At 73.7% G+C, this 14,386-nt stretch carries 12 protein-coding genes; 4 read left to right on the top strand and 8 right to left on the bottom strand.

The window, feature by feature from the left end; genetic code table 11:
• Nucleotides 1–20 precede the first annotated feature (20 nt).
• Nucleotides 21–287 carry a 30S ribosomal protein S20 gene (rpsT, locus tag ABD401_RS15200; RefSeq protein ID WP_344606185.1) on the top strand — a complete coding sequence of 89 codons (267 nt, stop codon included), beginning with the start codon at nucleotides 21–23 and terminating at the stop codon, nucleotides 285–287.
• A 68-nt stretch (nucleotides 288–355) separates the two neighbouring features.
• On the opposite strand, the gene holA is transcribed toward rpsT, so the two are convergent.
• From holA to leuS, 6 genes are all read right to left on the bottom strand, one after another.
• On the bottom strand, nucleotides 356–1,330 hold the full coding sequence (gene holA / locus ABD401_RS15195; RefSeq protein ID WP_344606183.1) for a DNA polymerase III subunit delta: 975 nt from the start codon (nucleotides 1,328–1,330) through the stop codon (nucleotides 356–358).
• Between the two features lie 46 nt (nucleotides 1,331–1,376).
• Nucleotides 1,377–3,677, bottom strand: a complete 2,301-nt coding sequence (locus tag ABD401_RS15190; RefSeq protein WP_344606181.1) for a ComEC/Rec2 family competence protein — start codon at nucleotides 3,675–3,677, stop codon at nucleotides 1,377–1,379.
• Between the two features lie 79 nt (nucleotides 3,678–3,756).
• Complete coding sequence (locus ABD401_RS15185) at nucleotides 3,757–4,689, bottom strand: polysaccharide deacetylase family protein (RefSeq protein WP_344606179.1); 933 nt, start codon at nucleotides 4,687–4,689, stop codon at nucleotides 3,757–3,759.
• Nucleotides 4,690–4,803: 114 nt separating this feature from the next.
• The gene (locus tag ABD401_RS15180; protein ID WP_344606342.1) at nucleotides 4,804–5,541 is read right to left on the bottom strand and encodes a polysaccharide deacetylase family protein; all 738 of its coding nucleotides are present in this window, start codon (nucleotides 5,539–5,541) and stop codon (nucleotides 4,804–4,806) included.
• 273 nt (nucleotides 5,542–5,814) lie between these two features.
• On the bottom strand, nucleotides 5,815–6,585 hold the full coding sequence (locus ABD401_RS15175; protein WP_344606177.1) for a ComEA family DNA-binding protein: 771 nt from the start codon (nucleotides 6,583–6,585) through the stop codon (nucleotides 5,815–5,817).
• A 172-nt stretch (nucleotides 6,586–6,757) separates the two neighbouring features.
• Complete coding sequence (gene leuS, locus ABD401_RS15170; protein WP_344606175.1) at nucleotides 6,758–9,634, bottom strand: leucine--tRNA ligase; 2,877 nt, start codon at nucleotides 9,632–9,634, stop codon at nucleotides 6,758–6,760.
• A 194-nt stretch (nucleotides 9,635–9,828) separates the two neighbouring features.
• Here leuS and ABD401_RS15165 point away from each other — a divergent pair, with 194 nt between their 5' ends.
• Entirely contained in the window at nucleotides 9,829–11,175 is a 1,347-nt protein-coding gene (locus tag ABD401_RS15165) for a hemolysin family protein (RefSeq protein WP_344606173.1), read from the top strand.
• Nucleotides 11,172–12,212: a hemolysin family protein gene (locus ABD401_RS15160; protein ID WP_344606171.1), complete on the top strand. Its 1,041-nt coding sequence runs from the start codon at nucleotides 11,172–11,174 to the stop codon at nucleotides 12,210–12,212. Before ABD401_RS15165 ends, ABD401_RS15160 begins: the two co-directional genes overlap by 4 nt.
• Before the next feature lie 23 nt (nucleotides 12,213–12,235).
• On the opposite strand, the gene ABD401_RS15155 is transcribed toward ABD401_RS15160, so the two are convergent.
• A complete protein-coding gene (locus tag ABD401_RS15155; protein WP_344606169.1) occupies nucleotides 12,236–12,901 on the bottom strand; it encodes a histidine phosphatase family protein in 666 nt (221 codons plus the stop codon).
• An 18-nt stretch (nucleotides 12,902–12,919) separates the two neighbouring features.
• Nucleotides 12,920–13,312 carry a ribosome silencing factor gene (rsfS, locus tag ABD401_RS15150; protein ID WP_344606167.1) on the bottom strand — a complete coding sequence of 131 codons (393 nt, stop codon included), beginning with the start codon at nucleotides 13,310–13,312 and terminating at the stop codon, nucleotides 12,920–12,922.
• Nucleotides 13,313–13,447: 135 nt separating this feature from the next.
• Here rsfS and ABD401_RS15145 point away from each other — a divergent pair, with 135 nt between their 5' ends.
• Complete coding sequence (locus ABD401_RS15145) at nucleotides 13,448–14,329, top strand: hypothetical protein (RefSeq protein ID WP_344606165.1); 882 nt, start codon at nucleotides 13,448–13,450, stop codon at nucleotides 14,327–14,329.
• The last annotated feature ends 57 nt before the right edge of the window (nucleotides 14,330–14,386 follow it).

Genomic DNA, 14,386 nt, shown 5'->3' with positions numbered 1-14,386 from the left:
AGACCGAGGCGAGCTCTTCCGTGGCGAACATCAAGTCGCAGATCAAGCGCAACAAGACCAACGAGAAGGCCCGGCTGCGCAACAAGGCCGTGCGGTCCTCGCTGAAGACGTCCATCCGCAAGTTCCGTGAGGCCGCCGCGGCCGGCGACACCGAGGGCGCGACCCAGCTCATGCGCCAGGCCGCCCGCCAGCTCGACAAGGCCGCCAGCAAGGGCGTCATCCACGCCAACGCGGCCGCCAACAAGAAGTCGGCCATGGCCCACGCCCTCACGAAGGCCGGCAGCTAGCCGCCACCAGCCACAACGTCAGCGGGATCGAGCGCTATTGCGCGCGATCCCGCTGACGTTAAGGAGCTTCAGCCGTCGCGGCGGGCGGCGCCGATGTCGACCAGGGCCCGCTCGAGGGCGTAGGCGGTGGAGACCGCCCCGCCCTTGACGGCGGCGTCGGCGGCGGCGACGGCGGTCAGGGCCCGGGCCATGCCGTCCGGGGTCCAGCCGCGCAGCTGGCGGCGGAGGCTGTCGACCTTCCAGGGCGGCATGCCGAGCTGGCGGGCCAGGTCGCCCTGGGAGAGCCCGCGGGGAGCCGACCCGAGCTTGGCGAGCCCGCGGAGGCTGTTGGCGAGGGCACCGACGACCATGACCGGCTCCGCGCCGCAGGCCAGGGCCCAGCGCAGGCGCTCCAGCGCCTCGGGGGTCCGGCCCTCCAGGGCGAGGTCGGCGACGTGGAAGCTGGTGACGTCGGCCCGGCCCGCGTAGTAGCGGCGGACCTCGTCGGCGTCGATCGCGCCGGTCGTGTCGGCGCAGAGCTGGCTGCAGGCGGCGGCGAGCTCCCGCAGGTCGCCGCCGACGGCGTCGAGCAGCGCCCGGGCGGTGTCCTGCCCGACCCGGCGCCCGGCCGCGCGGAACTCCCCCGCGATGAACGTCAGCTTGTCGCCGGCCTTCTTGACCTCGGAGCAGTCCACGACGACCGCGCCGGCCTTCTTCGCCGTGTCGGCCAGGGCCTTGCCCTTCGCCCCGCCGGCGTGCACGAGCAGGACGCAGACGTCCTCGGGCACGTTCTTCACCAGCGCCTCGACCTCGCCGAGGACGGGCTGGGACAGGTCCTGGGCCGCGCGCAGGATCAGCAGCCGCCGCTCGGCGAACAGCGAGGGGCTGGTGAGCTCGTCGAGCATCCCGGACTGCAGCGTCCCGGGGGCGAGGTCGTGGACGTCCGCGTCCGGGTCGACGGCCCGCACCGCCCGCCGCGCCGCCGCGACCGCCCGCTCCGCGAGCAGCTCCTCCGGCCCCACCACCAGCGTCAGCGCCGGCAGCGGGGCGGGCGCGTTACTCATCTCCGCTCACGGGAGTGAGCTTGCCACGGCCGCCCGACAGGCCGGATCAGCCGGGGCGGTCCCGCACGACGGCCAGGCGGCCGGCGCGGAGGACGACGGCGACGTCGCCGTGACGGTCGGTGCGGCCGATCGCGGTCCGGGCGGCGGTGAGCAGGCGCAGGACTGCGGGGGCGGGGTGGCCGTAGTCGTTGTCGGCGCCGACGGAGGCGAGCGCGATCCGGGCCCCGAGGGTGGCGAGGAACGGCGGGTGCTGATGGGCCGAGCCGTGGTGCGGGACCTTGAGGACGTCCGCGCGCAGTCCCGGTTCGGCGCGATGCAGGGCGGCCTGGGCGGCCGGCTCGATGTCCCCGGTCAGCAGGATCCGGACGCCGCGGACCTCGGCCAGCAGCACCACCGACGCGTTGTTGGCGGGCGCGCCCTCGTCGATCAGGCGCAGCGGCCACAGGACCCGCCAGGCCACGTCCCCGGCGCGGCGCTGCTCCCCCGGTCCGGGGCTCGTGAGCGGGATGCGGCCGGCCCAGCGCTGCACCCGCTCCACCTCCCCCGCGGGGTCCGGCAATGGGCTGACCCCGATCTCGGCCACGCGACGGCCGCGCAGCACGCCCGGCAGACCCTCGACGTGGTCGGCGTGGAAGTGGGTCAGGAGCAGGTACGGGATCTCGCGGACGCCGAGCCGGCGCAGGCAGCGGTCGACCGCGGCCGGGTCGGGCCCCGCGTCGACGACGACGGCCGACCGCGGCCCGGCGCGGATCGCGAGGGCGTCCCCCTGCCCGACGTCGCACGCCACCACGACCCAGTCCCGAGGCGGCCACGAACTCGGGAGCACCGACGGCACCGGGACGGGTGGCCGGAGCGCGAGCACCACCGCCAGCACGACCAACCCCACCGCCACCGGCGGCAACTGACGCACCGTCACGACCGCGAGTGTCAGGAGCGTCAGGACCAGCGCCCCGCGCGCACCCGCCAGCCACGGCACCGTCGCGCCCGGCACGTCGGCGGCGCACCGCGCAACGGTGACGATCCACCACGCCGGCAGACCCGCGAGCTGCCCGAACACCCGCGCCAGCGGCGGGCAGACGGGCCAGGTCACCGCCGCGAGGACGCCGAGCAGCATCGCCGGCGGCACCGCCGGGACGGCGAGCAGGTTCGCCGGGACCGCGACCAGAGCCACCTCGTCGGTCAGCAGCACGAGCACCGGACCGCAGGCCGCCTGGGCCGCGGCGGGGACGGCGATCGCCGTCGCGAGCCAGCGCGGCATCCGGCGCGCCAGGCGGTCGCGCCAGCGCGGGGCGAGGAAGATCAGCCCGGCCGTCGCCGAGACACTGAGCGCGAACCCGTACGAGCGCGCGAGCCACGGGTCGACGAGCAGCAGCACGATCACCGCCGCGCACAGCGCGGGCGCGGCCCGGCCGCGCCGACCCACCGCCAGCCCGAGGACCCCGACGACGCCCATCACCGACGCCCGCAGCAGGCTCGGCTCCGGCCGTGCGACGAACACGAAGACCACGACGGTGGCGAGCCCGACGACCGGGAGCGCACGCAGTCGCACCCCCGCCAGCCGCGCCAACCCGAGCACGGCCCCGAGCAGCAGCGCGAGGTTCGACCCCGACACGGCGAGGACGTGGGAGAGCCCCGCGACCTGGAAGTCGCCGCTGAGCTCCGGGTCGATGCCCGAGGTGTCACCGAGCACGAGCCCCGGCACCAACCCGCGTTCGGCGGCCCCGAGCCCGGCGACGGCGGACCGCAGGCCGGCCCGGACGTCGGCGGCGGCGCGGTCCCGCCACGGCGCAGCGCTCGCGACCGGCGGCGGCCCCCGCACCTGCAGGATTGCGGCCAGCGGGCTGTGCGAGCGCGGCGGCGAGAGACGCCCGGCCACGCGCATCTCCTGACCCGGGATCAGATTCGTCCAGCCGCGATCGGTCGCGAGAACGAGAACGCGGGTGTGGACGTCGGTCGTCGTCCCCCGGGCGAGGACTCGCTCGACCAGCGCCGGCACCGTGATCACCTCACTGCGACCGAAGCGCGACGCCGTCGCCCGGACCGCCGGGTCCCCCGTCACCCGCAGGTCGACGCGGACCGTCGCCCGCTCGTGCGCGAGGTCGTCGACCGGCCCGGCGGCGATCGCGGTTCCTCGCGCGGCGGCCCCGAGTCCGGCCGCCGCACCGACACCGAGGGCGGCGGCGAGCACCGTGGCGCCCGCGGTCCGCGACCGCGCGAGCAGCAGCGCCGCGACGCCCGCACCGAGCACACCGATGCCGACCGTCGTGCGGTGCAGCGTCGGCGCGAGCCAGGCCGCGACCCAGGCCGCGGCGGCGGCCGGGAGCAGGCGCAGATCGATCCGGTCCACCGGCGGACGCTACGACGGCCGGCTGACCTCGAGCCCCGTCACTGTGGACAACTCCGGACGTGTGCGCCCTGGGGAAAACTCAGCGACCGAGGTCCGCGCGGCGGTCGGTGTAGGCGCGACCGGGCTGCAGGCTGTTGCCGTACAGCTGAGACACCGTCACGAACGTGTAGCCGCGGTGGGCCAGCGAGCGCAGAATCCGCGGGACGGCCGCGACCGTCGTGCGGTGGATGTCGTGCATCAGCACGATCGAGCCGGGCTTGGTCTGGCGCACGACGCTGCGGTGGACGCGGTCGGTGTTCTGGTAGCGCCAGTCGAGCGGGTCGACGTCCCACAGGATGATCGGCGCCTGCAGGCGCGCGAGTTCCCCGTTGACCCGGCGCGAGACCGAGCCGTACGGCGGGCGGACCAGCGTCGGACGAACGCCCGTGACCTCTGCGATGAGGTCGGCGGTGCGGGTGATCTGCCGGTTGACGTCCCGTTCGCGCAGCGCGGTCAGCTGCGGGTGCGACCAGGAGTGGTTGCCGATCTCGTGCCCGGCGGCCGCGATCGCGCGCAGGGCGTCCGGGTTGTCGGCGATCATCTCGCCGAGCGGGAACCACGTCGCCACCGCGTTGTACTCCGCGAGGGCGGCGAGCACCTGGCTCGTCTGCGCGCCGGGGCCGTCGTCGAAGGTCAGCGCGACGCACTTGAGGACGGAGCAGTCCACGTCCCCCGTGACCGGGATCGCCGGCGCCGGAGCCACCTCGTCCGCCGGCGCCGGGGGTTGCAGCCCGAGGATCCGCGCGCGCTCCGCGGCGAGCTTCGCGCGGTCGCGGGCGCGGGCCTGTTCCTCGCTGAGGACGTCGGAATCCTCGGCGGCGAGGTTCGACGCGGACGCGACCGGTTTGGCGGCCGCCTCGTCCGAGCCGGCGGTACGCGCGACGACCACGACCGTCGCCGACAGGCAGATCCCGAGCGCGACGATGCCCGCCACCGCGGCGATCCGCCGCCGGGCCGTCTGCGCCTCGACCATGCCTGTCCTCTTCCGTCCGAACCTGAGGATCGTACGGAATCCGGTCATACCGGGTAAATCGGACAGGGCTGTGAAACTGAAGACGGTTCAGAAAAGCGCAGGTCAAGACGGCAATCAGGCGGCCGCGTGATCGGTGTGCACCCGGCCCGCCCGCAGCGCGGTGCCGAACAGGTCGGAGACGCTGACGAAGGTGTAGCCCTGCGCGGCGAGCGTGGCGAGGATCAGCGGCACCGCCGCGACCGTGCTCGCGTGGATGTCGTGCAGCAGCACGATCGATCCGGGCCGCACGAAGTCGACAACGTTGCGGTGAACGAGATCGGCGTCACGGTACTTCCAGTCGAGCGGATCGACGTCCCAGAGGACGATCGGGGCACCGAGCTGCTTGAGGGCGACCCGCACCCGGGGCGAGAGCGCGCCGTAGGGCGGACGCACCAGTCGCGGCCGAACGCCGGTGGCGCGCTCGACCACGTCGGCGGTGCGGGTGATCTCCCCCGCCACCGTGAGGTCGCCCTGTCGCGGCAGGACCGGGTGCGACCAGGAGTGGTTGCCGATCTCGTGACCCGCGCGCGCGATCGCTCGCAGCCGTTCGGGATGTGCGGCGGCGACCTCGCCGACCGGGAACCACGTCGCGACCGCGTTCGCGCGCCGCAGCATCCGCAGCAGCGCGCGGGTCTGCGGCCCCGGACCGTCGTCGAAGGTCAGCGCGACGCACTTCTGCACCGCGCAGTCCGGGCGGGTGTGCGGCAGCAGCGGACGGGTCCGCTCGGTCTCCGCGGCGACGGGCGTCATCGTCTCCGCCGGTGTACCGGCCTGCCGCGCCCCCAGCGCGACCGCGACCGACAACCCCGCCACCAGTACCGGCGCGACGACGAGAGCGACTCCCCGCCCCCGCCGGCCCCATGGACCGACCACAACGTCCCCCGAACGCCCCCGACCGGCACGCCAACTACCGGTGCTGCCCCCGAGCATGACTCCCCGCCACACCGCTGCGCCCCGCCCGTCACGCGAACGGCCCAACGCCAATCGGGTGAATCTGGTGACGCTGCGTCAGATCTACCGAAGTGCGGGCCGAGGGCACTGCAGCTCTGCTGTCGACGGCCGGGGATGGACGCGGCCGCGGTTCCTTCAGACCCGGACCCGGCTCTTCAGGTCGGCGAAGGTGCTCGGGCCGATGCCGGGGACCTCCTGGAGCTCCTCGATCGAGGAGAAGCGGCCGTGCTCGGAGCGCCAGTCGAGGATCCGCTGGGCGAGGACGGGGCCGACGCCGGGGAGGCTGTCGAGGTCGGCGAGGGTCGCGGTGTTGAGGTTCACCAGGCCGTCGGAGCCGATGCCACCGGCGGTGGCGCCCGCGTCCCCGGCCTCAAGGACGACCTGCTCGCCGTCGGTGAGGAGCCGGGCGAGGTTGAGCGAGGTCGTCGCGACGCCGGGACGGGGACCGCCCGCGGCCTCGAGGGCGTCGAGGACCCGCGACCCCGCGGGCAGCTGCACCACCCCGGGGCGGCGCACCTTGCCCTGGACGTCGACGACGATGCCGGGCGCGGCGAGGCCGGGGGCGGCCGAGACGCCCGGGACCGGCGAACCCGGGGCGACCACGGCGGCGGGCCCGACGTCCTCGACGTGCGGGCGCGCCCGCAGGACGACGGCCCCGGCGATCACCACTCCCCCGAGCGCGATGACCAGCAGCGCCCCCACCGCGCGCCGGTCGAGCCCGAGGCGAACCCGGCCGGGTCCGGGGAGGTCCGGATCGTCGACGGCGTCCAGCTCGGCGTCGACCGGCACAGCGTCGACCGGCACAGCGTCGACCGGCCCCGGGCCGACCGCGAAGAGCTCCCGCACCCGGAGCTCCGCGCGTGCCCGGGCCTCGGCGACGCGACCCGACCCCGTCCGCAGACCCACGGCCGGACGGTAGACGGCTTCGCGCCCCCGCGGGGGCGCCGGCCGCCGGTCTGTGGACAACGTCGACCGTGCGCCGCCTGTGGAAAAGAAAGGGTGACACCCCTTACTGCGCAGTAAGGGGTGTCACCCTTTTTTGACAGCGGCCCGGCGTGAGCGGGGCGGGGCGGGACGGTCAGGCGGGGACGACGTTGACCAGCTTCGGCGGCCGGGCGACGACGGTGCGGACGCCGGCGCCGTCGAGGGCGCGCTGGACCGCCTCGGAGGCGAGGGCGAGTTCGACCAGCGCCTCCTCGGTGATGTCGGCCGGGACCTCGAGCCGGTCGCGGACCTTGCCCTTGACCTGGACGACGCAGGTGACGGTGTCCTCGACCAGCAGGGCCGGGTCGGCGGTCGGGAACGGCTCGTACGCGAGCGAGCCGGTGTGGCCGAGCTTGGCCCACAGCTCCTCGGCGATGTGCGGCGTCAGCGGCGCGATCATCAGCACCAGCGCCTCGGCGACCTCACGCGGCAGCCCGCCCTCCGCGCTCACGACGCGGGTCAGGTGGTTGTTGCACTCGGTCAGCTTCGCGATGGCGGTGTTGAAGCGCAGGTTGTCCATGTCGCGGCCGACGCCGTCGATGGTCCGCGCGAGCACGCGCGCGGTCTCGTCGTCGACCGGACGGTCCTGCACCGTCGGCTTGCCGGTGTTCTCGTCGACGACGTTGCGCCAGATCCGCTGCAGCAGCCGGAACGAGCCGACGACCGCACGGGTGTCCCACGGCCGGGAGACGTCCAGCGGGCCCATCGCCATCTCGTACAGCCGGAGGGTGTCCGCGCCGTACGCGTCGAACATGTCGTCCGGCGTGACGGAGTTGCGCAGGGACTTGCCCATCTTCCCGTACTCGCGGGTGACCTCTTCGCCGTTGTAGGTCCATACGCCGTCCGCACCCTCGACGACCTCGTCGGCCGGCACCAGCACACCCCGCGCGTCGCGGTAGGCGTAGGCCTGGATGTAGCCCTGGTTGAACAGGCGACGGAACGGCTCGGACGAGGAGACGTGGCCCAGGTCGTAGAGCACCTTGTGCCAGAAGCGCGCGTACAGCAGGTGCAGCACGGCGTGCTCGACACCGCCGACGTACAGGTCGACACCGCCGCAGTCGCTCTCGCTGCGCGGGCCCATCCAGTAGCGCTCGTTCTCCGGGTCGACCAGACGCTCGGAGTTCGTCGGGTCCAGGTAGCGCAGCTCGTACCAGCACGAGCCCGCCCACTGCGGCATCGTGTTGGTCTCCCGCCGGTACTCCTTGGGCCCGTCGCCCAGGTCCAGCGTGACGGTCGTCCACTCGGTCGCGCGGGCGAGCGGCGACTCCGGATCTGAGTCGGCGTCATTCGGGTCGAACGTCCGCGGCGAGTAGTCCTCCACCTCCGGCAGCTCGACCGGCAGCAGCTCCTCCGGCAGCGCCACGACACCGTGCTCGTCGTAGACGACGGGGAACGGCTCGCCCCAGTACCGCTGGCGGCTGAACAGCCAGTCGCGCAGCTTGTACTGGACCGTCGCCTCACCCAGACCCTTGGCGACCAGCCACTCGGTGATGCGTTCCTTCGCCGCGGCCATCGTCAGGCCGTTCAGCGAGATCTCGTCGTTCTCCGAGTTGATCGAGACGCCTTCACCGGTCCACGGCCCGTCGGTCCAGTCCGCCGGCGGCTGGACGGTGCGGCGGATCGGCAGCCCGAACGCCTCGGCGAACGCCCAGTCACGCTCGTCCTCGGCCGGGACGGCCATGATCGCGCCGGTGCCGTACCCCATCAGGACGTAGTCGGCGACGAAGACCGGGATCTGCTCACCGTTCACCGGGTTCGTCGCGTGGACACCGGTGAAGACGCCGGTCTTCTCCTTCGAGTCGACCTGCCGCTCGACGTCCGACTTCGACATCGCCGCGGTCCGGTACGCCGCCACCGCGGCCGCGGGCGTCGGGTGCCCGCCGGTCCAGGACTCGGGCAGGTCGCCCGGCCACTGCGCGGGCAGCAGGTCGTCGACCATCGGGTGCTCGGGCGCGAGCACCATGTACGTCGCGCCGAACAGGGTGTCGGGACGCGTCGTGAAGACGGTGATCTTGTCCGCCGCGCCGGCCGCGGTGGTCACCGCGAAGTCGACGCGGGCGCCCTGCGAGCGGCCGATCCAGTTGCGCTGCATCAGCTTGATGGCGTCGGACCAGTCCAGCCCGTCGAGGTCGGCGATCAGCCGGTCGGCGTAGGCGGTGATGCGCATCATCCACTGGCGCAGGTTGCGCTTGAAGACCGGGAAGTTGCCGCGCTCGCTGCGACCGTCGGCGGTGATCTCCTCGTTCGCCAGCACCGTGCCCAGGCCGGGGCACCAGTTCACCGGCGCGTGCGAGAGGTAGGCGAGGCGGTGCGAGTCGATGATGTCGCGGCGCTCGCGCTCGGCCAGCTCGTCCCACGCGCGGCCGTCCGGCGTCGGCCGGGACCCGTCGGCGTACTGGGCGATCAGGTCGGCGATCGGCCGGGCCTTGTCGGCCTCGGTGTCGTACCAGGAGTTGAAGATCTGCAGGAAGATCCACTGCGTCCACCGGTAGTAGTCGGTGTCCGTCGTGGAGATCGAGCGGCGGGCGTCGTGCCCCAGGCCCAGCGCGCGCAGCTGACGGCGCATGTTGGCGATGTTCGCCTCGGTCGTGACCCGCGGGTGCTGACCGGTCTGCACCGCGTACTGCTCGGCCGGCAGACCGAACGCGTCGTACCCGAGGCAGTGCAGGACGTTGTAACCCGTCATGCGCTTGTAGCGGCCGTAGACGTCGGTCGCGATGTAGCCCAGCGGGTGCCCGACGTGCAGTCCCGACCCCGAGGGGTACGGGAACATGTCCATCACGAAGAGCTTCTCCCGGCCGGCGACCTTCTCCGGCTCGGCCATGGGCCCGGCGGGGTTGGGCGCCTCGAACGTGCCCTCCGCCTCCCACCGGTCCTGCCAGCGGCGTTCCAGCTCGTTGGCGAGCGCCGCGGTGTAGCGGAACTTCGGGGCGTCGGCGCCGGTCTCGGGGGCCTGCTCGGAGTCGCTCATGTCCTCAGTCTCGTGTGCGCGCGGTTGCTCTCCGCAACCAGGGTGCGCCCTCGGGTACGGCGGACGCGACCCGATTCTAGGGAGCCCAGCGCAGCCGTCCGCGGCCGCCGATCACCGCCGCCGGGAACCCCGCCCCACCCGTCCGTCGTTGCCGCCCTGATGTCCGACTCAGCTCCGAGACCGGGGCGGCCTCGGTGACCGAGGCCGCCTTTCTGCTCCTCGCCCTCGCCCTCGTCGCCGCGTGCGGCCTGTTCGTCGCGGCGGAGTTCTCCTTCGTGACCGTCGACCGGGCCGCGGTCGACCGCGCGGCCGCCGACGGGGACCGCGCCGCCCGCGGCGCCCAGCACGCGCTGCAGACGCTGTCGACGCAGCTCTCCGGCGCGCAGGTCGGGATCACCGTGACCAACCTCGCGATCGGGTTCCTCGCCGAGCCCGCGATCGCCCGGTTGGTGGACGGCCCGCTCCGCGACGCCGGGGTCGCCGACGGGTGGGTGCACCCCGTCGCCCTGACGATCAGCCTGACGCTGGCGACGGCGGTCACGATGATCTTCGGCGAGCTCGTGCCGAAGAACCTCGCGATCGCCCGGCCGCTGGCCGTGGCCCGCGCGACCCAGGGTTTCCAACGCGGGTTCACGAGCTTGAACCGCGGGCCGATCCGCGTGCTCAACGGCGCGGCCAACGCGATCCTGCGCCGGTTCGGCATCGAACCGCAGGAGGAACTGCGCTCGGCCCGCTCCGCCGAGGAGCTCGCCTCGCTGGTGCACCGCTCGGCCCTGGAGGGCGTGCTCGGATCCCCGACCGCGGCGCTGCTCGAACGGTCCCTCGCCTTCGGCGACCGCACCGCCGGCGACATCCGCACGCCGCGCGTCCGGGTGCGGTCGGTGCACGCCGACGACCCGGCCGCCGCCGTCATCGCACTGGCCCGCGAGACCGGGCTCTCCCGCTTCCCCGTCCTCGGTGACGGCGCCGACGACGTCCGCGGCCTCGTGCACGTCAAGCAGGCGGTCGCCGTCCCGGCCGAGCGCCGCGCGGAGGTGACGGTCGCCGCGATCGCCTCACCGCCGGTGCTCGTCCCGGACACGCTCGACCTCGACTCGCTCAGCGCCCGGCTCCGCGACCACGGCCTGCAGATGGCGGTCGTCGTCGACGAGTACGGCGGGGTCTCCGGCGTCGTGACGTTGGAGGACCTCGTCGAGGAGCTCGTGGGCGAGATCGCGGACGAGCACGACCCCGGCGAGCAGCCGGTCCGCCCGGTGCGCGCCGGCGTGTGGTCGCTGTCGGGCCTGCTCCGGGTCGACGAGGTGCGCGACCGCACCGGCGTCGCGCTGCCGGAGTCCGACGTCTACGAGACGGTCGCCGGCCTGGTGCTGCACGAGCTCGGCCGGCTGCCGGAGGTCGGCGACACCGTCGCCGTCGAGGTCCGGACCGAAGCCACGCCCGCCGACGCCCGGGAGGCCGCGACCGCGCCGGCCCGGCTCGCGGTGGTGTCGATGGACCGGCGCCGCGTCGACCGCGTCGAGCTGACGGTGGACGCCTCGTGAGCGACTCCACCGCGCTCGGCGTCGCCGTCCTGCTGCTCGCCTTCAACGCGTTCTTCGTCGGCGCGGAGTTCGCGCTGATCTCCGCCCGCCGGACCCAGATCGAACCGCGCGCAGCCGCGGGCTCCCGCGCGGCCGAGATCACGCTCGGGGCGATGGGCAACGTCTCGCAGATGATGGCGGGCGCGCAGCTCGGCATCACGATCTGCTCGCTCGGTCTCGGCGCCATCGGCGAGCCCGCCGTGGCGCACCTGCTCGAACCGTGGGTCGAGCGCGCGGGCCTGCCCGAGGACGCCCTGCATCCGATCGCGTTCGCGGTCGCGCTCACCGCTGTCGTCGCCCTGCACGTCGTGCTCGGCGAGATGGTGCCGAAGAACATCGCGATCGCCGGCCCCGAACGCGCCGCGCTCGTGCTCGGGCCCGCGCTGGTGGCCGTGGTCGCGGTGCTCAAGCCGTTCGTGGTCTCGCTGAACGCGATCGCCAACGCCGTGCTGCGCCTGCTGCGGATCCCGCCCGCCGACGAGGTGCGGTCCACCTACACGCGGGACGAGGTCGCCGAGCTCGTCGAGGAGTCGCACCGCGAGGGCCTGCTCGACGCCGAGGAGTACGAACTGCTCCACGGCGCCCTCGAGTTCGAGGACCGCTCGGTCGAACGCCTGGTGATCCCCGAGTACGCATTCAGCACGGTCTCGCGGTTCGCCACGTGCGGCGACGTCGAGGCCCGCTGCGCCGCCACGGGGTTCTCCCGCTTCGGCGTCCGGAACGACGAGTCCCTCGTCGGCTACGTCCACGTCAAGGACGTCCTCCGCGACGCCGGGCCGGACGAGCCGCTGCCGGCCGACGCGATCCGTCCGCTGGTCCGCGTGCCCGCCGACGCCCCGCTCTCCGAGGCGTTGCGAGTTCTGCAGGCTGCCGGGAGTCACCTCGCCGCCGCGACCGACGCGACGGGACGCACCATCGGCGTCCTCATGCTCGAGGACGTGCTCGAAGAACTCGTGGGCGAGATCCGCGACTCCAGCCGCCGGACGCCCGGCGCCTGACGTCCCCTCAAGCTGACGAGTCGTCAGCGGTCGTCGGACAGGACCGGCTGCGGGAGGGTTCCGGCGTTGTGCTCGGTGAGGACCCAACGCGGGCCGGTGTCGCCCCCGGGACGCTCGGACAGCACGGACCAGCAGCAGTTCGCGAGCCCGCCGAGGACCTTCCACTGCTCGGGCGGCAGGCCGATCATCTGCGCGATCAGGACGCGCCCGGCGCCGCCGTGCGTCACCGCGACAAGCGTGGCCCGGGGCGGGAGCGGGGCGAGGGCGTCGAGGACGGCGGCGACGGCCCGGTCGGCGACCTCCGTCATGTGCTCACCGCCACCACGGCGCTCGAGGCCCCCCGCGAGCCAGGCCGCGGCCTCGCCCGGGAACAGCTCCTCGACCTCGGCGCGGGTCCGGCCCTGCCAGGTCCCGAGGAAGGTTTCACGCAGCCGCTCGTCGAGCGCGACCGGAAGCTCCGTCACTTTCGCCAGCGCCTCCGCGGTCGCCCGCGCCCGGCTGAGGTCGGAGGACACGATCGCGGTCGGGGCCAGCGCCGCGAGGATCTGCGCCGCTCGCGCGGCCTGCTCGATGCCGGTTGCGTCGAGCTCGACGTCGGACTGGCCCTGGAAGCGGCCGTCGAAGTTCCAGGTCGTCTGGCCGTGCCGCCAGACGACGATGCGCCGGCGCGCGCTCCCGTCGTGGTTCACGTGCGTCCTGGTTCCCCGTCAGTCGCCGGCCGCGCGCAGCCGGCTCATCCGCACGGCCTCGGGCAGCTCGATGCTCGGGCAGTCCTTCCAGAGCCGCTCGAGGGCGTAGTACATGCGGTCCTCGGTGTGCTGGACGTGCACCACGATCTCGGCGTAGTCGAGCAGGACCCAGCGGCCCTCCCGCTCCCCCTCACGACGGACGGGGCGCTCACCGAGCCCCCGGAGCCGGTGCTCGATCTCGTCGACGATCGACTTGACCTGCCGGTCGTTCGAGCCGGAACAGAGCACGAAGATGTCCGTGATGAACAGCTGATCACTGACGTCGAAGGCGAGGATGTCGTCGGCGAGCTTGTCGGAGGCGGCCTCGGCCGCGGCGATCGCCAGTTCGACTGCGCGGGGTGATGCGGTCAACGTCCTCGAGTTCCGATCGGGGCGCCAGTGCGCCCGGGCCCACTCAGCATGCCACGTCCCGTGGGCGACCGGCCTTGCCTCCCGGGTCCGGCAGTGCCAGATTCGCTCCACGACGAGCCCCAGGGAGGTGCCCCGATGGCCACTCCGACCGCTCCCACCCCACCCGCACCCGGGGACCCCGGCCCGCCGCCGGGCGTCGAGTTCGAGGACCCCGTCGCCGCTCCCGTCCCCGCTCCCGTCCCCGCTCCCGTCCCCGCTCCCGTCACGGCTCCCGGCACGGCGGTGGACGCCGTCGTCGACGTGCTCGACGACACGTCGGACGCCCCGGTCGCCGCCGCCCCGGTGCCGGCGGCACCTCCGGTCCCGGTGGCACCCCGGTCCGCGCCGGCGGTGCACGCGGTGGGGCCGCTGTCCGGGATCTTCTTCGTCGCGCTGTTCCTGATCTCCTTCATGACGATGAACACCCCGGACGGGGACGCCTCGAACCGGACGTGGACCTCGTACTGGGAGGACAGCGGCAACCGCGGCCAGGGGATGACGGCCTCGATCGCGATGCTGCTCGCCGGGGTCGCGTTCCTCTGGCTGGTGGCGGCGTTGCGGCGCCGGCTCTCCGGCGCGGTCGGCACCGACGCGTTCTACGCGGCGGGCGTCGCGGCCGGGGGGCTGATGCTCGTCGCCGGCCTCGGGGCCGGGCTGATCCCCTTCGGGTACGAGCTCGGGGACACTCCGATACCCGACGACGCCGATCTGCTGCGGATGATCGACGGGCTGTACTTCGGGACGGTCTTCCTCCCGCTGCCCTACGCGCTCGCCGGCTTCCTGATCCCGCTGTTCTTCGCGCTCCGCGGCGCACACCTGGTGCCGGAGTGGCTGCGGATCGCGGCCCTCGTCGTCGGCGTCGTCGCGCTGACCGGACCGTTCCTGTTCGTCGTCCCGCACGTGCTCTTCCTGCTGTGGACGCTCGCGGTCAGCGTGACCCTGCTGCTCCGCGAACGGGACGTGGCGGTGATGCCCTAGGGCGTGTTGATCAAGTGATCTGAGGGGAAGTTCGGCCAGGCTCGGGGTCATGGTCAG

The organism is Sporichthya brevicatena (assembly GCF_039525035.1).
Taxonomy (GTDB): Bacteria; Actinomycetota; Actinomycetes; order Sporichthyales; family Sporichthyaceae; genus Sporichthya; species Sporichthya brevicatena.
Note: the sequence above shows the minus strand (reverse complement) of the source record. Positions and strands in the feature narration are given on the sequence as shown.

Bases quoted from the DNA above. Each gene is read 5' to 3' on its own strand.
- holA (WP_344606183.1), bottom strand. From the start codon at position 1,330: ATGAGTAACGCGCCCGCCCCGCTGCCGGCGCTGACGCTGGTGGTGGGG.
- ABD401_RS15185 (WP_344606179.1), bottom strand. From the start codon at position 4,689: ATGGTCGAGGCGCAGACGGCCCGGCGGCGGATCGCCGCGGTGGCGGGC.
- ABD401_RS15145 (WP_344606165.1), top strand. From the start codon at position 13,448: ATGGCCACTCCGACCGCTCCCACCCCACCCGCACCCGGGGACCCCGGC.
- leuS (WP_344606175.1), bottom strand. From the start codon at position 9,634: ATGAGCGACTCCGAGCAGGCCCCCGAGACCGGCGCCGACGCCCCGAAG.